This is a genomic window from Lentzea indica (genome assembly GCF_012184385.1).
Classification (GTDB): domain Bacteria; phylum Actinomycetota; class Actinomycetes; order Mycobacteriales; family Pseudonocardiaceae; genus Lentzea; species Lentzea indica.
Map to the genome: position 1 here is coordinate 1 of NZ_VSRL01000055.1, position 18,156 is coordinate 18,156.

Genomic DNA, 18,156 nt, shown 5'->3' on the forward strand with positions numbered 1-18,156 from the left:
CCTGCGGGTTGATGGCACGCCTGTTGCTTTTGGCGGCTTGCTGTTGCGTAGGTGTTTGGGGTGTGGGGTGGTCCCGTCACGAGTCGCACGGAGGCAGCCGCGCCCAGGGCGCGGCAAAACGCGTCAGCACGACTCGTGACGGGACCACCCCACCCACTGGCTGTGTGAAGGACTGCTCGGCTGCGCCTTCGCGGTGATCGTTTGGCCTCGTGCGCCTGAAAGCACAACGCCCCGGTCCGCGCAGCGGACCGGGGCGTTGTGCAGCCTGACTGCTAGGCGTCTAGCCGACAGTGACGGCCGGGGCTTCGCCCTCGACCGGCTCCATCTCCTCGGCCAAGCGCATGGCCTCTTCGATGAGGGTTTCTACGATCGCGTGCTCCGGCACGGTCTTGATGACCTTGCCCTTCACGAAGATCTGGCCCTTGCCGTTGCCGCTCGCGACGCCGAGGTCGGCCTCACGGGCCTCACCAGGGCCGTTCACGACGCAGCCCATGACCGCGACGCGCAGCGGCACCTCCATGCCCTCAAGGCCCGCGGTGACCTGCTCGGCCAGCGTGTAGACGTCGACCTGCGCGCGACCGCAGGACGGGCAGGACACGATCTCCAGCTTGCGCGGCCGCAGGTTCAGCGACTGCAGAATCTGGTGGCCGACCTTGATCTCCTCGACCGGTGGGGCGCTCAACGACACGCGGATGGTGTCGCCGATGCCCTGGCGGAGGAGGGCGCCGAACGCCACTGCCGACTTGATGGTGCCCTGGAAGGCGGGGCCCGCCTCCGTGACGCCCAGGTGCAGCGGGTAGTCGCACTGCTCGGCGAGCAGTTCGTAGGCGCGCACCATGACCACCGGGTCGTTGTGCTTCACCGAGATCTTGATGTCGTGGAAGTCGTGCTCCGCGAAGAGCGAGGCTTCCCACATCGCCGACTCGGCGAGGGCCTCCGGGGTGGCCTTGCCGTACTTCTTCAGCAGGCGGGGGTCGAGCGAACCGGCGTTGACGCCGATTCGGATCGGGGTGCCGTGGTCCTTGGCGGCGGCCGCGATCTCCTTCACCTGGTCGTCGAACTTGCGGATGTTGCCGGGGTTCACGCGGACGGCAGCGCAGCCGGCTTCGATGGCGGCGAAGACGTACTTCGGCTGGAAGTGGATGTCCGCGATCACCGGGATCTGGGACTTCTTGGCGATCGCCGGCAGGGCGTCCGCGTCGTCCTGCGAGGGGCAGGCGACTCGGACGATGTCGCAGCCGGACGCGGTGAGCTCCGCGATCTGCTGCAGCGTCGCGTTGACGTCCGACGTCAGGGTCGTCGTCATCGACTGGACGGAGACGGGGAACTCGCTGCCGACACCGACGTTGCCCACCATCAGCTGCCTGGTCTTGCGACGTTCCGACAGCACCGGCGGCGGCAGTGCCGGCATTCCGAGCATCACGCCGTCACTCATGGATTGTGCACCTTTCCGTAAATCACTACTGCAACCTGATCGGGTTGACGATGTCGGCGGTCACGGTCAGCAGCGTGATGGCGCCGCCTATGAAGATGACCACGTAGGTGAGGGGCAGCAGGCGCATGTAGTTGACCGGGGCGCCGGCGGGCTTCCCGCGCAGCTTCCGAATCCAGTCTCGCACCCGTTCGTAGAGGTTGACGGCGATGTGACCACCGTCAAGCGGGAGCAGCGGCAGGAGGTTGAACACACCGACGAAGAAGTTCAGGCCTGCCAGCATCAGGATGAAGAACGCCCACAGACCGCGCTCGGCCGCGTCGCCGCCCAGGCGCGAGGCGCCCACGACGGAGATCGGGGTGTCGAGGTCGCGTTCGCCGCCGCCGATGGCCTTGACCACGGCCGGGATGCGCTCCGGGAAGCGCATGAGGCCCTTCCAGGTGTTCACGAACATGTCGCCGGTGAATGCGATGGATGCCGGGACCGCCGCCAGCGGGCTGTACTCGAAGTTCTGCTGCCAGGTGACGCCGATGGCGCCGACCTCCTTGACCTCGCGGCCGCCCTTGCCGTCGGTGACCTCGCGGGTGACCTTCGGCACGTTCACCGTGAGGGCGATCTCCTTGCCGTCGCGCAGCACCTTGAACTCGGTGGGGCCGCTCAGGTCGCGGGTGATCCGCAGCATCTCCGACCACGTCGTGATGGGCTTGCCCGCGATGGACGTGACCTGGTCGCCCGCCTGGAGACCCGCGTCCTTGGCCGGGGCCGGGGCGCCCGGCGCGCACGGTGCCTCGAGGCCGACGGTGTGGTTCTGCACGCACGGCGTGATCTCGGCGAGGACCGGGAGGTCCTTGTTGTTCGGCAGGCCCAGCGACATCGCGAGGAACAGCAGGATGAAGAAGCCGAGGATGAAGTGCGTGATCGACCCGGCGGACAGCACGACGACGCGCTTCCACACCTTGTGGTTGTAGAAGGCGCGCTTGCGGTCGTCCGGGTGCACGTCCTCGAGGGCCGTCATGCCGGTGATCTCGCAGAAGCCGCCTGCCGGGATCGCCTTCAGGCCGTACTCGGTCTCGCCCTTGCGGAACGAGAAGAGCTTGGGGCCGAAGCCGATGAAGTAGCGGGTGACCTTCATGCCGAAGGCCTTCGCGGTCAGCAGGTGCCCGAACTCGTGCAGCGCGATGGACACCGCGATGCCGAACGCGAACAACAGCACCCCGAGGATGTTGATGAATGTGTTCACGAAAGTTCAGTTCCTTCCAACCAGCTCGCGGGCACGTGCGCGTGCCCAGTCCTCGGCGGCGAGGACCTCCGCGACGTCCGCGGGGTCACTCCGCCAATCACTTGCCTCGCCGAGAACCTGGCCGATGGTGTCCACGATCGACAGGAACGACGTCTTGCCCGCGACGAAGGAGGCGAGTGCCTCTTCGTTCGCGGCGTTGTAGATCGCGGGCAGACATCCGCCCGTCGTACCCGCCTGCCGTGCCAGCTCGACAGCCGGGAACGTGACGCTGTCCAACGGTTCGAACGTCCACGAGGTGGCGGTGTCAAAGGTACAGGCGGTCGCGGCACCCGCTACGCGCTCGGGCCATCCGAGGCCCAGTGAGATCGGAAGGCGCATGTCCGGCGGCGAGGCCTGGGCCAGCGTCGAACCGTCCGTGAAGGTCACCATCGAGTGAATGATGGACTGCGGGTGCACCACGACGTCGACGCGGTCGTACGGCACCCCGAACAGCAGATGCGCCTCGATCAGCTCGAGGCCCTTGTTCACCAGGTTCGCCGAGTTGATCGTGACCACTTGGCCCATCGACCAGGTCGGGTGCGCCATGGCCTGCTGCACGGTGACGCCGGCGAGGTCCTCGCGCGTCCTTCCGCGGAACGGCCCGCCGGACGCGGTCAGCACCAGCTTGTGCACCTCGTGCGACGCGCCACCGCGAAGGCACTGCGCGAGCGCCGAGTGCTCGGAGTCGACCGGTACGATCTGGTCGGGCTTGGCCGCCTTCAGCACGAGCGGCCCGCCCGCGATGAGCGACTCCTTGTTGGCGAGCGCGAGCGTGGCGCCGACCTCCAGCGCCTTCAGCGACGGCTCGAGCCCCCTGGACCCGTCCATGGCGTTGAGGACGACGTCAGCGGGACACGCTTCGATCAGGTCGACCATGCTGGTCAGCGTCTTGACGCCGGGAACGTCCGCGCCGTTCGCGACGGCGACTACGGGCACGTCGAACTCTGCTGCCTGCTGTTTCAGCAGGTCCAGCTGACGCCCACCCGCACCGAGCCCCACGACCTGGAAGCGGTCGCGGTTGCGGCGGATGACGTCGAGCGCCTGGGTGCCGACGGAGCCGGTCGATCCCAGGATCAGGACAGTGCGTGGAGTACTCATCGCCCCTCATTGTTCCGGAGAGTGCCTGAGAGCCCGGCACAGCCCGTTACTTTGATAACGGAGCGGTTTTGGAGGCGTGAAGTCGCCAGTTCGGGGGCATTCCCTTCGCGACAGCGGATGGAAGGAGACTCTCCGTGGGCATCCTGGGATGGATCGTGCTCGGTCTGCTGGCCGGCGCCATCGCCAAAGCAATCATGCCTGGTAACGACCCCGGTGGTTTCATCATCACGATGCTGCTCGGCATCGTGGGAGCGATTCTGGGTGGGTTCATCGGATCCGCGCTCTTCGGGACCGATCTCGGGTCCTTCTTCGACCTGAGGACCTGGCTGCTGGCGATCGTCGGATCGTTGGTCCTGCTCGGCGTCTACCGCCTGGTAACAGGCAGGCGAAGCCGCGTTTAGCCGCTTGAGACGTTTGAGGCCGTTCGGGTGTCACCCGAACGGCCTTCGCCGTGTCTTGACTAGTTCGCGATCCCCGCGTCCCGTGCGAGCAGCGCCGCCTGCACCCGGTTCGTCAGCCCCAGCTTCGCGAGCAAGCGCGACACGTAGGTCTTCACGGTCGCCTCGGACATGTGCAGCTTCGTGCCGACGTCCGCGTTCGACATGCCCTGCCCGAGCAGCGCCAGCACCTCGACCTCGCGCTCGGTCAGCCCGGCGACGGCTTTCTGCGCCTCCTGCCGCTTCGGCTGGCCAGATGTCGCCACCATGCCGACCACGCGCGACGTGACCATCGGCGACAGGTACGCCTCGCCGTTGTTCACCGCGCGCACGGCACGCAACAGCTCCTCGGGCGCGGAGTCCTTCAGCAGGAACCCGGCGGCGCCGTCCGACAGCGCCCGCACGATGTTCTCGTCCTCGCCGAACGTCGTCAGCATCACGATCCGCACGGACGGCGCGACCACGCGAAGCTCCTTGGCGCACGCCAGCCCGTCCATCCGCGGCATGCGGATGTCCAGCACGGCGACGTCGACGCGGCGCTCGCGCACGATCTGCAGGGCCTCGCGGCCGTCGCCGGCCTCCGCCACCACCTCGATGTCGTCAGCGGTGCCGAGAATGGCCTTGATGCCGGCCCGCATCAGCGGCTCGTCGTCGGCGATGAGCACCCGGATCATGAGTTGTTCCTCTGGACGTGGATCTTCTTCTCGATCAGCTTGCCGTCCCGGAAGCAGAAACGCACCACCCGTGTGCCCTTCGCGAGGTACGACTGCTCGTCGGTGATGTGGTAGACGCAACGCGCGCCCGGCAGTTCCGGTGAGGCCTGCGACTTGCGTTCACCGTCACCGACCAGGGGTTCGTCGCCGGCGGGCAGCAGCGCCATCACCTCGGCCTCCGGCTGTCCCTCCTGGATCCTGTCGAGGTTCTGCTGCGTCACGACCTCCGTCACCGGCTGCGCGCCGAGGTAGGTGAAGCCGCCGATGATGACGGTCAGCACGATCGACGCGCCCGCGATCGACCCGATGCCCGCCCACTTGCGGATCCCCCGCGGTGACTCCGTCTCGTCCTGCTCGTCCTCGGGCTCGTCGGGGAGCGCCGTCTCCTCGTACGGCAAGACGGCCGCGATCCGGAAGCCGCCCGACGGCAGCCCGCCGACGTGCAGGATGCCGCCCGCCAGGCGTACGCGTTCGGAGAGCCCGATCAGGCCGACCCCCGGCACTCCGCCCGGCGAACCGTTGCGTGACGGGTTGTTCCGCACCTCCACGACCAGCGCGTCCGGCTCGTACTTCACGGTCACCTGCACGGCCGCGCCCGGCGCGTGCTTGGACGCGTTCGTGAGGCCTTCCTGCGCGACGCGATAGGCCGCGTGCGACACACGTGATGGCAACGGGTGTGCCTGCCCACCACGTACGAGGCTCACCAGCACACCGGCCTTGCGCGCGTCGCCCACCAACGAGTCGATGGACTCCACGGTCCGTGTCGCGGGGTCGTCGTCGGGACCGTCCTCCGCTCGCAACACGCCGATGATGGCTCGCAGCTCCTCCATGCCGGTCAACGCCGCTGAGCGCAGCACCCCGATCGCCTCGCGCTGCTTCTCCCCCAGCGACGGGTCCAGCGCCAGCGCGCCGGCGTGCACGGAGATCAGCGAGAGCCGGTGGCCCAGGCTGTCGTGCATGTCCTGGGCGATGCGGCTGCGTTCGCGCAGACGGACCTGCCGGGACAGCATCCTGTGCTCGACGTGCATCCGCGCCTCGCGGTCCTGCATCGCCTGCACCAGCGCCTCACGTTGCGCCAGGTACCGCCCGACGAGGAACGGCAGCGCCACACCCACGCCGAAGATCGTGACCAGGATCAGCATCCCGTAGACCGGTTCGATGTCGATCGGCCGCGCGTCCCAGTCCCACAGCAGCACCACGACGACGAACGTGATCGCGGTCGACACCACCGCCTTGACCCACGACTCGATCCGGCGGCCTGCCGTGTAGCTCAGCACGACCATGAGCGCGGGCCCGAGGAACGGGATCGCCGCACCCCCGATCATGACCGTCGCCGGCAGCAGGTGCCGCAACGGAAGCAGCACCAGGTAGACGGCGATGAACGCGACGACCGTCCAGCCCGACGCCTTCTGCTCCGCCCACGGCCCCGGCCACAGGTCCAGCAGGATCACGGCGACCATGACGATGACGTCACCGACGACCCGCACCGGGGTCAGCGCTTTGAGCCGGGTCAGGGTGTCGGCGTAGAACGCCTCGGCCCTGGTCCGCACAGCAGTAATCACGCTCTCAAGCTACGAGACGTCCCATGTCCGCGCGGCACGCTGGAGTATCGAATCTCCGCGACGAAAGTTGACGCACACCGGTTCTGCGCGGCCGGTTCTGCGCGGCCAGCGCTGTGAGCACGCCGCTCATCTACTGGTTACTCGTGAACCAGCACTGGCTCGCCACGACGCGATCACCACACCGATGATCAACAGCAGCGCGGTCGCCGTCACCATCAACGTCGACAGCGCCACGATCTCCGGCGAGATCCCGCGCTTGGACGCCTGCGCGTAGACGAACACCGGCAGCGTCGTCGACCCGACACCGGTCAGGTACGACGAGATCACCACGTCGTCGAACGACAGCAGGAACGCGAACGCGGCACCGGCCACCACTGCGGGCGCCACCAGAGGCAGCGTCACGGTCCGGAAGGCGACGAACGGCGACGCCCCGAGATCGGCGGCGGCCTCCTCCATCCGGACGTCCATTCCGGACACCCGCGACCGCACCACGACGACCACGAAGCTCAGCGAGAACGCCACGTGCGCGAACAGCAGCGCGCCGAACCCGAGCGGAACGCCGGCGAGCTTCACGAAGAACCCCAGCATCGCCACGCCCATGACGACCTCGGGCACCACCAGCGGCAGCGACAGCAGGACCGTCCACAGGCCGCGACCGGCGAACGCCCGCCGCAGCCCGAACGCCGCCAGCGTCCCGATCACCGTCGAGATCACCGCGGACGCCAGCGCGAGCTGCAGGGTCAGCCGCAGGGAGTCGAAGACCCGCGTGTCGTCGGCCAGCTCCGCGTACCACTGGAGGGAGAACCCGCTGATCCGCGACAACGACCGCGACGAGTTGAACGACGCGATGGCAAGCCACGCGATGGGCGCGTACAGAAAGAGGAAAACCGCTGTGACGACAGCGCCGAGCACCCACGGACGACGGTTCACAGCACGTCCTCCCCTCGTCGTCCGCGCAGCACGAGCACCAGAACCACCAGCACCAGCAGCAGGACCGCCATCGCCGACCCCAAAGGCCAGTTGTTGCCGCCGCGGAACTGGTCGTCGATCACCGACCCGAACGTCGACTGGCCGACGCCGCCGAGCAGCTTCGGCGTCACGAAGTCACCCGCCGCGGGCACCAGCACCAGCAGCGACCCCGCCAGCACGCCGGTCATCACCCCCGGCAGCACCACGCGGAAGAACGTCGACACGCGCCCGTGCCCCAGGTCGTACGACGCCTCCACCAGCCGGACGTCGAACCTCTCGCACGCCACGTACAGCGGCAGCACCATGAACGGCAGGAATCCGTACGTCAGGCCCAGGACGACAGCGCCGTGCGTGAGCAAGAACCCGCCGTCGCGACCGAGCCCGACCCACCCGAGCACGGTGTTCACCAGCCCCTCGCCGTCCAGCAGCGCCTTCCAGGCGTAGATCCGCGCGAGGTAGCTCGACCAGAACGGGATCAGCACCGCCGCGAGCAAGGCCGTCCGGTACCTGCCGCCGTGGCGCGCGATGAACCACGCCAGCGGGAAACCGAGCAGCAGGCACGCGGCCGTCGTGGCGACGGCGTACACCAGCGCCCGCCCGAAGATCGGCAGGAACGCCGGGTCGAGCGCCGTCAGGTAGGCCTGTGTCGTCCACGGCAGCACCGCACGCGCCACACCCGTGTCCCGCGTTGCGAAGCTGAACTCGACCACCACGACGAGCGGCGCGATCAGGAAGATTCCCAGCCAGACCCCGGTCGGGGCGAGGAGTGCGTTGGCCTTCAGCCACCGTCGGAGCACGGAACCACATCCTGCCATGTGAACATTCGTGTACCGTTGTGAACATGAGTGTTCACCTGCTGCAGACGGCGACGTCCGCGCTGCTCAAGGACCCGACGGCGTCCCTAGGCGACGTCGCCAAGGCGGCAGGTGTCGGCAGGACCACACTCCACAAGCGCTTTCCCACCCGGACGGCGCTGATCCGGGCGATCGCGAACGACGCGCTCGACCTCGTCGAATCCGTGCTGTCCCAGGTGGACTTCGGCGCGGACGACGCGATCGAGGACCTCGTGACGCGACTGGTCGCGCTCGGCCCGCGGGTGGAGTTCCTGATGCGCTTTCCCGGACTGGAGCGGGACGTGGAAGTGCACGCCCGCATCCTCACGCTGGACCAGCCGGTGCTCGACCTGATCACCCGGCTGCAGGGCACCAGACTGCGCCGCGACCTGCCCGCGTGGTGGATCCTGCACACCCTCTACGGCGGGCTCTTCAACGCCTGGGAGGCGATCGTCGCCGGTCGGCTGGCGCCGCTCGATGCTCCCCGGTTCGTGCTGACCACGGTGTTCGAGGGGGTACGCAATGACGTTCGAGCAGTTGACCGGCCATGAAGACCCACACCCGATCTACGAGCAGGTGCGCGCGCTAGGACCGCTCGTGCGTGACAGCGGCATGTGGGCGACAACGAGCCACTCGCTGTCGAACAAGATCCTGCGCAATCAGCGTTTCGGCGTCCGGTACTCCGACGGCACGTATCCGGGCGGCGGCCTGCTGCCCGAGTCGTTCCTGGAGACGGACCCACCGGACCACACCAGGCTGCGCAGGCTCGCCATGCCCGCGTTCAGCCCGAAGAAGATCGACGAGTACCGGACTCGCGTCGAGAAGGTCGCGGAGTCGCTGCTGGACGCCGACGAGTTCGACCTGATCGCCGACTTCGCCGCACCGCTGCCGATCGCGGTGATCAGCGATCTGCTCGGCATTCCGGACTCCGACACCGCCGAGTTCGCCGACTACGGCGCGCTCGTCGCCGCCTCGTTCGACAGCGGCGTCACCCCGGAGATGGCGCATGCCAACGACAAGGTGCTCGAGTTGTTCGAGCGGCTCATCGCCGAGCGCCGCGCGCGGCCGGGCGACGACGTGATCAGCTCGCTGGTGGCGGCCGAGGCGGAGAAGAAGCTCACCGCGCAGGAGGTGATGGGCACGCTGGTGCTGCTGCTGGTCGCCGGGTTCGAGACCACGGTGAACCTGATCGGCAACGGCACGCGGGCACTGCTCGACCACCCGGCGCAGTGGGCGCTGTTCAAAGCCAACCCCGGCCTCGCGCCCGATGTCGTCGAGGAGACGCTGCGCTGGGCGGCCCCGGTGCAGATGACCAGCCGCATCGCCCACGAACAGGTCGGCGAGATCGGCAAGGACGAGCTGGTCAACATCATCATCGGCGCGGCGAACCGCGACCCGGACGTCTACCCGGAGGCGCACAGGTTCGACGTGATGCGGGTGCAGAAGCCGGAGCACCTCGCGTTCTCCAGCGGCATCCACTACTGCCTGGGCGCGACGCTCGCGCGCATGGAGGGCGACGTGGCGTTCCGCGCGCTGGCTCGCCGGATGCCGGACCTGAAGCAGGCGGGCCCGGTGACGTTCCGCGACTCGGTGGTGATCCGGGGCTTGAAGTCCTTCCCGGTCAGCCGGTCTTGACCTTCGTCCAGGCGTCGGCGTACCGCGCCTCGACGTCGCCGCCGAGGTCCTTGGTGAACGGGAGCTTCTTCAGCTGTTCCTCCGGCGGGTAGACCACCGGGTCGTTCAGCAGATCCTTGTCGATCAACGGCTTCGCGGCGACGTTGGGGCTGCCGTACCGAACGGCGTTGGACAGCGCCGCACCCGTTTCCGGGCCAAGGATGTAGTCGATGAACCGGTGCGCGTTCTCGGCGTGCGGCGCGTCTTTCGGGATGACGAGCAAGTCCACGTAGGACAGTCCGCCCTCCGCCGGGATGGCGTAGCCGATGTCGTCGTTGGTCTCTCGCGCCTGGAACGCGTCACCGGAGTACGCCTGGGCGAGCCGCACCTGACCGGACGTCAGCGGCTCGATCACGTCGGAGGTGATCTGCCCGAGCTTCTTCTTCAACGACAGCAGGAAGTTCGCCGCGTCGTCGATCTGCTTCGCGTCGGTGGTGTTCGGGTCGTGGCCGAGCTTCAGCAGGCCGATCGCCATGCCGTCACGTGCCTCGTCGAGGATCGAGCTGCGGCCCTGCGCGTTCGGCAGGTCGTAGGCGTCGAAGCCGGTGACCTCTCCGCCGATCTGCGACTTCGAGTACGCGAGACCGGTCGTGCCCCACGCCCACGGGACGGAGTACCTGTTGCCGGCGTCGTACTCGGCCTCCACGAACCGCTGCTCCAGGTTCTTGAGGTTCGGGATCGCGTCGTGGTCCAGTGGCTGGAGCAAGCCGGACCGCAGGAAGCGGCGCAGGAAGTTGTCGCTCGGCACCACCAGGTCATATCCGGCCTGGCCGGACGCGATCTTGGCTTCCATCTCGTCGTTGGTGGAGAAGTTGTCGTACGTGACCTCGATGCCGGACGCGGACGTGAAGCCCGGCAACGTCTCCGGCGAGATGTAGTCGGTCCAGTTGTAAAAGTTGACCGCGGGCTCGTTCTTCAGGTTCGCGGCCTTCCCGGCACCGCTGGGGCCGCCGGTGTTCGTGGGCGCCGGGCCGACGGCGCAGGCGGCGAGCGCGAAGAACGTCATCGAGCTCAGCATCGTCCGCCGGGTCACCCTCGGGCTGTCGACGTCCCACAGCCTGGCGATCCGGACCTTCCGTTCAGCCATCCGCTTTCTCCAGCATGACGGTGAACTCGGGGTCCCACGCCATGCGCACCGGCTGGCCAGGAGCGCCGGCGTCGTCGATGCGCTGGGCGTGCTGCACGAACGCCACCAGCTCGCCGCCAGGAGTGTCGACCACGAACTGCGTGGACACGCCCGTGTAGACGACGTCGTGGACCACGCCTTGAAGCACGCACCAGCCGGTCGGCGGCTCGGCGTTGTCGTTGAAGAGGTGCACCTTCTCGGGGCGCACGGTCGCGGCGACCTTCTGGCCGTGGCTGACGCTTCCGGAGAACCGGGCGCGCAGCCGGGTGGCGCCAGGAGCCGAGAGTTCGGCGAACTCACCGTCCACACCAGACACTTCGGCGTCGAGGATGTTGGACGTGCCGATGAAACCGGCGACGAACCTGGTGGCGGGGCGTTCGTAGACGTCCTCGGGGTAGCCGACCTGCTCGATCTTGCCCGCGTTCATGACAGCGATGCGGTGCGACAGGACCAGCGCCTCTTCCTGGTCGTGCGTGACGTAGAGGAACGTCGTGCCAACCTCGCGCTGGATGCGCATGAGCTCGATTTGCAACTCCTTGCGGAGCTTGGCGTCGAGCGCACCGAGCGGTTCGTCCAGCAAAAGCAGCCGCGGACCAGCCGCGAGCGCACGGGCGATGGCGACGCGCTGCTGCTGACCGCCCGACAGCTGGGCCGGCCTGCGCTTCGTGAACTGGGACAGCCGTACGAGTTCGAGGTGCTCGCCGACGCGCTTCTTCACCTCGTCGCTGCGGATCTTCTTGCGGCGCAGGCCGTAGGCAACGTTGTCCCACACCGACATGTGCGGGAACAGCGCGTACGACTGGAAGACGGTGTTGACGTCCCGCCGGTACGGAGGGACGCCCACCATGTCGTTGCCGTCGAGCTCGATGCGGCCCTCGTCGGGGTCGACGAACCCGGCGATCATGCGCAGGACCGTGGTCTTGCCGCAGCCGGACGGACCGAGCACCGAGAAGAACTCGCCCTCGTGGACGTTCAGCGAGACGCCGTCGACCGCCACCTGGTCGGAGAAGCGTTTGCGCACCCCGTGCAGACCGATCTCGACGGGGGCGAACGTGTCCGGGGTGGAGGCCTCCGCAGGAGAGAAGACCGGTCAAGTCGAGGCGCCTTCGAAGATCGAACGGGTGTGGCCGCGCTGAGCGTAACGGCGCACGACCTCGCCGGTAAGCCGCGCGCGCGACCTCACACATCCGGACTCACTCACATGTGCGACGATGACCTCGTAATCCGGATGAGCAGTGGAGGAAACCGTGGCTTCGTCCTCGGAACTGGACAAGCGTCCTGCCGTCGACCCTCACGAGGAGCCGTCGCACGAGTGGGGCTGGCACGGCACGCTGCCCAAGGCCACCCGCATCGCCGGCTGGGCCTCCGCGGTCTTCTGCTTCCTGATGCTGATCGGCAACCACCACGGTCAGACCGAGAACGTCTACCTCGTCGTCACCGGTGTGGTCATCATCGCGCTGCTGGTGTGGGACGCCGCTCGTCGCCGGACGTCCTGGCGCCGCTAGCTAGACCACCAGCACGATCTTGCCCAGGGTGCGACCCGTCTCGCCCAGGGCATGCGACTTTCCGGCGTCTTCGAGCGGGAACGTCGCGTCGACGTGGACCCTGAGCTCACCGGACTCGACGAGCGCGGTGATCGCCTCCAGTCCCGCGCGGTCGGGCTCGACCAGGATCGGGCTGGTCCTGATGTCGTCACGGATCGCGCTGTCCACTCCGGACGGCACGCCGACGAACAGCCCGCCGGGACGCACCGACGCCGGTGACGCGCCACCGACCAGGTCGACGAACACGTCGATGTCGCTGCCGTCGTAGTTCCCCCGCGTGTAGTCGATCACCTCGTCGGCGCCGAGGTCCTTCAGGAACGTGTGTTTGGGCTCACGCGCGGTACCGATGACGTACGCGCCGCGCGCCTTCGCGATCTGGACCGCGAGGTGGCCGACGCCACCCGCCGCAGCCGTGACCAGCACCTTCTCGCCCGCCCGCACGTCGGCCGTGTCGACGAGGATCTGCCACGCGGTGAGCGCGGCCAGCGGAAGACCGGCCGCCTCGACGTGCGTGAGGTTCTTCGGCTTCTTCGCGAAGTGGCGGGACGGCGCGGTGACGTACTCGGCGTAGGCGTTCGCGGCGTGCGGGAAGCGCGGCATGCCGTAGACCTCGTCGCCGGCCTTGAGGGTCGTGACGCCGAAGCCGACCTCCTCGACGACGCCGGAGACGTCCCAGCCGAGAACCAGCGGCAGAGTCTGCATGCCCGCCATGCCACCACCGTCGCGGGTCTTCCAGTCGACCGGGTTCACGCCGGCCGCGTGCACCCTGACCAGCACCTCCGTCGGAAGCGGGGTGGGCTTGGGAAGGTCGGTGAGGGTGAGGACTTCGGCGCCGCCGAACTCGTTCTGAGTGATCGCTCGCATGCGTACTAGCTTGAGAGAGCTGGTCTCCATTGACAATTAGGCACTGGATAGTGCACTAGGTACCTGATAGAAACTATGCCGTGATCAGGGACGTTTACCTCAAGATGTGCCCGTGCCGCGACCTGCTGGACATGGTCGCATCGAAGTGGACGGCTCTAGCGATCGGCGCGTTGGAGGACGGGCCCAAGAGGTTCGGCGAGCTGAAGCGCCGGTTGGAGGGCGTCAGCCAGAAGATGCTCACACAGACGTTGCGCACGTTGGAGCGCGATGGGCTCGTCACGCGCACGGTCTACCCCTCGGTGCCGTTGCGCGTCGAATACGAGCTGACAGAGCTCGGTCGCAGCGTCACCGAACCTCTGGCCGCGTTGCGATCGTGGGCACAGCGGAACTACGAGTCGGTCGCCGAAGCGCGGGAGACGTTCGACAACTCGGAGCCGCTCGGCCTGGAGCCCGCCAAGGCCCGCTGACCGGCGGTCACTGGACGGTCCACCCGAACTGCCACTCCAGCTTGTACCCCTCGCAGTTCGCATGGATCGAGTCGAAGTGGGTGCCGTTGAACAGGCAGCGGTACAGCGGCAGCGACGGGGTGTCGGACGGCTTCTGCGTGAAGATGTAACCGAGAGTTCCAAGCACCGTCTGTCCCTCGCAGGTCGAGGAGGGCGACGTCATGTGGTCCTCGGAGTTGTTGATGCGGCAGGCGTACAGCGGCTTGGCGTTCGGTTCGGGCTCTGCCAGCAGTTTGCCGAGCCCTCCGGTGGGTTCAACGCTGAAGCCAGCGGGAGCGCCCACGCTCGAAGTGCCGCTGAAGTGGAAGGTGCCGTTCTTGAGATGCCGGTTCAGCGCGAGCGTCTGCCGTGGCGGCTTCGGTTGCGTCGTCGGCTGAGGCTGGCCCGGTTGCGTGGTCTGGGTGGGCTTCGGACTGCTCACCGCCTGACTGGACGGTGCGGCACTGCTGCTCGGCGGTGCGCTGCTGCTCGACGGCGTGCTGCTCGCCGTCGACGACGGCTGTTCCGAGCTCGGCCGCTGCTGCGCGGCGGCGGCCTGACCCTGCTGGGTCTCCGGCTTGAGGATGAACACCGCGGCGAGCGCGATGACCACGACCGCGGCCGCGCGCCGGCGAACACCCCGATCTTCTTGCGGGACTTGGGCTTCTCCTCGTCCCAGTCCCCGAGGGTCGGAGTGTTCGGCGCGACGTAGCTGGTGACCGGCTCGATGACGACGGTCTCTTCGGACGCCGTCAGCGGCTTGACCACCGTGGTGCGGCCGCTGAGCCGCTCCCGCAGCTGGGCCGCCGTGAGACGCCGGGTCTCGTCCTGGGCGAGCAGCGCCATGATCGTGTCGCCGAGCGGGCCCCTGGTGCGCTGGAGGACCGGCTCCTCGTACATGATCGCGTGCATCGTGGCCGCGGTCGTGTCGCGGTGGAACGGCGCGCGGCCCTCCACGGCGTGGAACATGGTGGCGCCCAACGCCCACAGGTCGCTCGCCGGCGACGGCTGCTTGCCCGCGAACAGTTCCGGCGCCATGTAACCGGGCGAGCCCATGATGCCGCCGGTCGCCGTGAGACCAGGATCGTCCATCGCACGGGCGATGCCGAAGTCCGCGAGCTTCACCCGGCCATCAGGCAGCACCATGATGTTGCTGGGCTTGACGTCCCGATGCACGATGCCCGCCGCGTGCGCCGCCTCCAGCGCGTTCAGCGTCTGCAGGCCGATGTCGGCGACCTGGTCCTCGGTGAGGCTCTGCCGGGTCATCACCTCGGACAGCGTGGGCGCCTCGACCAGTTCCATGACCAGGTACGTGACGCCGTGCTCGACGATCACGTCGTAGATGCCGACGACGTTCGGGCTGTTCAGGCGCCCGGCCGTGCGGGCTTCGCGCAGCACGCGCTCGGTCTCGGTGGTGCGCAGCTCTTTGAGCGCGACCTGCCGCCCGATGACCCGGTCCTCGGCCAGCCAGACGATCCCCATGCCGCCCCGGCCGAGCTCTCTGATCGTCGCGTATCTGCCCGCGACCAGTCTGGTTGGTTCCCCCACGGAGCCGCATGGTAGCCGGACGGTTTTATCGACTGACTTCCTGTCCGCCTCTGTCCGCTGACACTCAAATCGGGCGAAGATCGAACTGCTCGGCATCGCGGCCATCGCGATCGTCTCGTGGCGGGGGGAGTCGGCGCGACCGTTCTCCTGATCAGCAAGCGCGACGCCGCCAGCCACGGCGCCAAACCGCTTCCGAACTGCGACACCATCTCCAGCAAGATCAAGGATCTGCCGACACGCGAGTCCGATCGAGTTCGAGTTCTCGGTCAGCACCATCGACGAGGAGCGCGTCGAATTCCAGAAGTACCTCGACGCGGGCTATGCCCGAGCGACGAAGGACGGCCCGCACGACGGTGATGCGGCATGGACTCGCAACATCGGTGACGGCAGCTATTGCTCGCTGGTCGTCCTCGACAGCAACGCCACGTTCAGAATCGACCTCAGAGATCCCCCGCTGGCCGACGACCCGCAAAGCCCGGTCGAGCCGGAGTGGCTGTGCCAGACCTCTGTCCGCCTGATGTGGCTGGAGTTCTACCTCCTCCTCGCCAAGGGTGCGTGACCGTCAGCCTTCAGCGGCGACAGCGTCGCCCCACGGGTCGAGCAAGGTGATGCCTGTGTTGACAAAATCCTTGGTGTTGCGTGTGGCCAAGCAGGCGGCGAGGCGTCGGCAGATCGCAGCGATCTGTGCATCGGCCATGCTGATCGGACACCCCTGCTCTTCACGCGCTGCGGCGATCTCGCCGTAGTACACGGCTGCCACACCGTCGAACGGCAGGATTTGCCCCTGGAAGTCTTCGGTCAGAAGTTCCGAAACCTTGACCGCCAGCGCGGTCTTGCGCTGGCCGTCCGGCATTCGCTCGATCCCATATGCGAGCTCGGCGGCTGTCACAGCGGTGATGAAGACTTCATCGGCCGGATACCGGTCCACCCAGCGGACCACATCGTCGTTCGGAACTCGCCACATCAGTTCGGAAACGACGTTGGTGTCAAGAACGATCACTCGGGAAACTCCGCTGCTCGTGCCAGCTCCGTGCGCTGCGGAGGTTCGAGCGATACGTCGTCGACATCGGCGAAGCGCTGCCGGATTCTCGATCCCATGCCCGGACCTGACTCGGACCTGGTCAACGCTGCGGCGAGGATCGCACGCACCTCGGCCTCCATCGATCGCCCGTGCTCAGCCGCACGAATCCTCAGCTTCGCCTTCAGACTCTCGTCGAAGTCGCGGATCGTAAGGACCGCCATGATCCACCTCCGATGCTGTCACTGCAGTCAATGCTAGCACCGCAGGTGATACTGACACCTGCGGCAGCCAGCCAGACGTTCGAGTCAGCCTTCAGCGGCCAGCTGACCGCAGGCAGCCGCGATCTCCTGTCCACGCGTGTCCCGCACAGTGCACTCGACACCCTGCTCCCGGACCCGCCGCACGAACTCCCGCTCCACCGGCTTCGGCGACGCGTCCCACTTCGACCCCGGAGTCGGGTTCAACGGAATCAGGTTCACGTGCACCAGCTGCCCGAGGTGCTTGCGCAGCTTCTTGCCGAGCAGGTCCGCTCGCCAGCCCTGGTCGTTGATGTCGCGGATCAACGCGTACTCGATCGACACCCGCCGCCCGGTCTGGTCCGCGTACGCACGCGCGGCCTCCAGCACCTCCGAGACCTTCCACCGCGTGTTGACCGGCACCAGCGTGTCGCGCAGCTCGTCGTCCGGCGTGTGCAGCGACACCGCGAGCCGCACCTGCAGCTTCTCCTCGGTCAGCTTGCGGATCGCCGGCACGAGCCCGACCGTCGACACGGTGACCGTGCGCTGCGAGATGCCCAGACCGTCCGGCGCCGGAGCCGTGATGCGGTGCACGGCCTCGATCACGCGCTTGTAGTTCGCGAGCGGTTCGCCCATGCCCATGAAGACGATGTTCGACAGGCGGCCGGGACCGCCGGGCAGTTCGCCGTCGCGCATCGCCGCGGCACCCAGCCGCACCTGGTCCACGATCTCCGCGGTCGACAGGTTGCGCTGCAGGCCGCCCTGGCCGGTCGCGCAGAACGGGCAGGCCATGCCGCAGCCGGCCTGCGACGAGATGCACAGCGTCGCGCGGTCCGGGTAGCGCATCAGCACGGACTCGATGAGCGTGCCGTCGTGCGCGCGCAGGAGCGTCTTCGCGGTCGCTCCCTCGTCGGCCGTGACCTTGCGCACCACCGTGAACAGCGGCGGCATCAGGTCCGACACGAGCTTGTCGCGCGTGGCGGCCGGGATGTCGGTCATCTCGGCGGGATCGACGGTCAGGCGGCTGAAGTAGTGGTTCGACAGCTGCTTGGCGCGGAACGGCTTCTCGCCGAGGGCGGCAACGGCCTCAGCGCGCTGAGCAGGCGTGAGGTCGACCAGGTGGCGCGGCGGCAGGCCGCGCTTGGGCGCGTCGAAGACAAGGGGAAGCGAGGTCATAGCACATCTAGTGTCCCATGAACTTCACCTCCACAAGACCGTTGCATCGCGATAGCTTCCGATATATCGTTAGCGACATGATGATGAGACCACACCACAGGAACCACTTGCACAGGCATCGCCACGGACCCTTCGGGGGCGGTGGCAGGGGCGGCCGCC

The 18,156-nt window shown here is 67.7% G+C and carries 20 protein-coding genes; 5 read left to right on the top strand and 15 right to left on the bottom strand.

Annotated features, from left to right (window positions below; genetic code table 11):
• Positions 1–280: 280 nt before the first annotated feature.
• From ispG to dxr, 3 genes are read right to left on the bottom strand one after another with little or no spacing between them, the layout of a single operon-like run.
• Positions 281–1,411, bottom strand: a complete 1,131-nt coding sequence (gene ispG, locus FXN61_RS17350) for a flavodoxin-dependent (E)-4-hydroxy-3-methylbut-2-enyl-diphosphate synthase (protein WP_167975155.1) — start codon at positions 1,409–1,411, stop codon at positions 281–283.
• A 49-nt stretch (positions 1,412–1,460) separates the two neighbouring features.
• Positions 1,461–2,672 carry a M50 family metallopeptidase gene (locus tag FXN61_RS17355; RefSeq protein WP_312877800.1) on the bottom strand — a complete coding sequence of 404 codons (1,212 nt, stop codon included), beginning with the start codon at positions 2,670–2,672 and terminating at the stop codon, positions 1,461–1,463.
• 6 nt (positions 2,673–2,678) lie between these two features.
• Positions 2,679–3,809, bottom strand: coding sequence for a 1-deoxy-D-xylulose-5-phosphate reductoisomerase (gene dxr, locus FXN61_RS17360; protein ID WP_167975115.1), 1,131 nt, complete (start codon positions 3,807–3,809; stop codon positions 2,679–2,681).
• 134 nt (positions 3,810–3,943) lie between these two features.
• Here dxr and FXN61_RS17365 point away from each other — a divergent pair, with 134 nt between their 5' ends.
• Positions 3,944–4,210, top strand: coding sequence for a GlsB/YeaQ/YmgE family stress response membrane protein (locus FXN61_RS17365; protein WP_167975116.1), 267 nt, complete (start codon positions 3,944–3,946; stop codon positions 4,208–4,210).
• A 59-nt stretch (positions 4,211–4,269) separates the two neighbouring features.
• On the opposite strand, the gene FXN61_RS17370 is transcribed toward FXN61_RS17365, so the two are convergent.
• The 4 genes from FXN61_RS17370 to FXN61_RS17385 all read right to left on the bottom strand — a co-directional run bounded on the left by FXN61_RS17370 (position 4,270) and on the right by FXN61_RS17385 (position 8,287).
• Positions 4,270–4,920, bottom strand: coding sequence for a response regulator (locus tag FXN61_RS17370; protein ID WP_167975117.1), 651 nt, complete (start codon positions 4,918–4,920; stop codon positions 4,270–4,272).
• The gene (locus FXN61_RS52220) at positions 4,917–6,521 is read right to left on the bottom strand and encodes a sensor histidine kinase (protein ID WP_167975118.1); all 1,605 of its coding nucleotides are present in this window, start codon (positions 6,519–6,521) and stop codon (positions 4,917–4,919) included. Before FXN61_RS52220 ends, FXN61_RS17370 begins: the two co-directional genes overlap by 4 nt.
• A 126-nt stretch (positions 6,522–6,647) precedes the next feature.
• Positions 6,648–7,451, bottom strand: coding sequence for an ABC transporter permease (locus tag FXN61_RS17380; RefSeq protein WP_167975119.1), 804 nt, complete (start codon positions 7,449–7,451; stop codon positions 6,648–6,650).
• The gene (locus tag FXN61_RS17385; protein ID WP_312877801.1) at positions 7,448–8,287 is read right to left on the bottom strand and encodes an ABC transporter permease; all 840 of its coding nucleotides are present in this window, start codon (positions 8,285–8,287) and stop codon (positions 7,448–7,450) included. Before FXN61_RS17385 ends, FXN61_RS17380 begins: the two co-directional genes overlap by 4 nt.
• Before the next feature lie 44 nt (positions 8,288–8,331).
• On the opposite strand from FXN61_RS17385, the gene FXN61_RS17390 reads away from it, so the two are divergent.
• Positions 8,332–8,874 carry a TetR/AcrR family transcriptional regulator gene (locus FXN61_RS17390; RefSeq protein ID WP_167975121.1) on the top strand — a complete coding sequence of 181 codons (543 nt, stop codon included), beginning with the start codon at positions 8,332–8,334 and terminating at the stop codon, positions 8,872–8,874.
• On the top strand, positions 8,846–9,958 hold the full coding sequence (locus FXN61_RS17395) for a cytochrome P450 (RefSeq protein ID WP_167975122.1): 1,113 nt from the start codon (positions 8,846–8,848) through the stop codon (positions 9,956–9,958). Before FXN61_RS17390 ends, FXN61_RS17395 begins: the two co-directional genes overlap by 29 nt.
• On the opposite strand, the gene FXN61_RS17400 is transcribed toward FXN61_RS17395, so the two are convergent.
• Positions 9,945–11,084 carry a polyamine ABC transporter substrate-binding protein gene (locus FXN61_RS17400; protein WP_167975123.1) on the bottom strand — a complete coding sequence of 380 codons (1,140 nt, stop codon included), beginning with the start codon at positions 11,082–11,084 and terminating at the stop codon, positions 9,945–9,947. The genes FXN61_RS17395 and FXN61_RS17400 overlap by 14 nt on opposite strands.
• Positions 11,077–12,153, bottom strand: coding sequence for an ABC transporter ATP-binding protein (locus FXN61_RS17405; RefSeq protein WP_188135169.1), 1,077 nt, complete (start codon positions 12,151–12,153; stop codon positions 11,077–11,079). The genes FXN61_RS17400 and FXN61_RS17405 overlap by 8 nt, the downstream gene beginning before the upstream one ends.
• Positions 12,154–12,370: 217 nt before the next feature.
• Here FXN61_RS17405 and FXN61_RS17410 point away from each other — a divergent pair, with 217 nt between their 5' ends.
• Positions 12,371–12,628: a DUF2631 domain-containing protein gene (locus FXN61_RS17410; RefSeq protein WP_167975124.1), complete on the top strand. Its 258-nt coding sequence runs from the start codon at positions 12,371–12,373 to the stop codon at positions 12,626–12,628.
• On the opposite strand, the gene FXN61_RS17415 is transcribed toward FXN61_RS17410, so the two are convergent.
• A complete protein-coding gene (locus FXN61_RS17415; RefSeq protein ID WP_167975125.1) occupies positions 12,629–13,531 on the bottom strand; it encodes an NADP-dependent oxidoreductase in 903 nt (300 codons plus the stop codon). It abuts the gene before it with no gap.
• 104 nt (positions 13,532–13,635) lie between these two features.
• Here FXN61_RS17415 and FXN61_RS17420 point away from each other — a divergent pair, with 104 nt between their 5' ends.
• Positions 13,636–13,998, top strand: a complete 363-nt coding sequence (locus FXN61_RS17420; protein WP_167975158.1) for a winged helix-turn-helix transcriptional regulator — start codon at positions 13,636–13,638, stop codon at positions 13,996–13,998.
• A 7-nt stretch (positions 13,999–14,005) separates the two neighbouring features.
• On the opposite strand, the gene FXN61_RS17425 is transcribed toward FXN61_RS17420, so the two are convergent.
• The 5 genes from FXN61_RS17425 to rlmN form a co-directional block, all read right to left on the bottom strand.
• The gene (locus FXN61_RS17425) at positions 14,006–14,458 is read right to left on the bottom strand and encodes a hypothetical protein (protein WP_167975126.1); all 453 of its coding nucleotides are present in this window, start codon (positions 14,456–14,458) and stop codon (positions 14,006–14,008) included.
• Positions 14,455–15,564, bottom strand: a complete 1,110-nt coding sequence (locus FXN61_RS55400; protein WP_312877803.1) for a serine/threonine-protein kinase — start codon at positions 15,562–15,564, stop codon at positions 14,455–14,457. The genes FXN61_RS17425 and FXN61_RS55400 overlap by 4 nt, the downstream gene beginning before the upstream one ends.
• Positions 15,565–16,126: 562 nt before the next feature.
• Entirely contained in the window at positions 16,127–16,564 is a 438-nt protein-coding gene (locus FXN61_RS17435) for a type II toxin-antitoxin system VapC family toxin (RefSeq protein ID WP_167975127.1), read from the bottom strand.
• Positions 16,561–16,806, bottom strand: coding sequence for a FitA-like ribbon-helix-helix domain-containing protein (locus tag FXN61_RS17440; protein ID WP_167975128.1), 246 nt, complete (start codon positions 16,804–16,806; stop codon positions 16,561–16,563). Before FXN61_RS17440 ends, FXN61_RS17435 begins: the two co-directional genes overlap by 4 nt.
• Before the next feature lie 84 nt (positions 16,807–16,890).
• Positions 16,891–17,997, bottom strand: a complete 1,107-nt coding sequence (gene rlmN, locus FXN61_RS17445; protein ID WP_167975129.1) for a dual-specificity RNA methyltransferase RlmN — start codon at positions 17,995–17,997, stop codon at positions 16,891–16,893.
• Between the last annotated feature and the right edge of the window lie 159 nt (positions 17,998–18,156).

What these genes read in the sequence shown, in the direction of transcription:
- FXN61_RS17390 (WP_167975121.1), top strand. Translation starts at nt 8,332, where the DNA reads ATGAGTGTTCACCTGCTGCAGACGGCGACGTCCGCGCTGCTCAAGGAC.
- FXN61_RS17400 (WP_167975123.1), bottom strand. Translation starts at nt 11,084, where the DNA reads ATGGCTGAACGGAAGGTCCGGATCGCCAGGCTGTGGGACGTCGACAGC.
- FXN61_RS17415 (WP_167975125.1), bottom strand. Translation starts at nt 13,531, where the DNA reads ATGCGAGCGATCACTCAGAACGAGTTCGGCGGCGCCGAAGTCCTCACC.
- FXN61_RS17370 (WP_167975117.1), bottom strand. Translation starts at nt 4,920, where the DNA reads ATGATCCGGGTGCTCATCGCCGACGACGAGCCGCTGATGCGGGCCGGC.
- FXN61_RS17395 (WP_167975122.1), top strand. Translation starts at nt 8,846, where the DNA reads ATGACGTTCGAGCAGTTGACCGGCCATGAAGACCCACACCCGATCTAC.
- FXN61_RS17420 (WP_167975158.1), top strand. Translation starts at nt 13,636, where the DNA reads ATGTGCCCGTGCCGCGACCTGCTGGACATGGTCGCATCGAAGTGGACG.
- rlmN (WP_167975129.1), bottom strand. Translation starts at nt 17,997, where the DNA reads ATGACCTCGCTTCCCCTTGTCTTCGACGCGCCCAAGCGCGGCCTGCCG.
- ispG (WP_167975155.1), bottom strand. Translation starts at nt 1,411, where the DNA reads ATGCCGGCACTGCCGCCGCCGGTGCTGTCGGAACGTCGCAAGACCAGG.
- FXN61_RS17440 (WP_167975128.1), bottom strand. Translation starts at nt 16,806, where the DNA reads ATGGCGGTCCTTACGATCCGCGACTTCGACGAGAGTCTGAAGGCGAAG.
- dxr (WP_167975115.1), bottom strand. Translation starts at nt 3,809, where the DNA reads ATGAGTACTCCACGCACTGTCCTGATCCTGGGATCGACCGGCTCCGTC.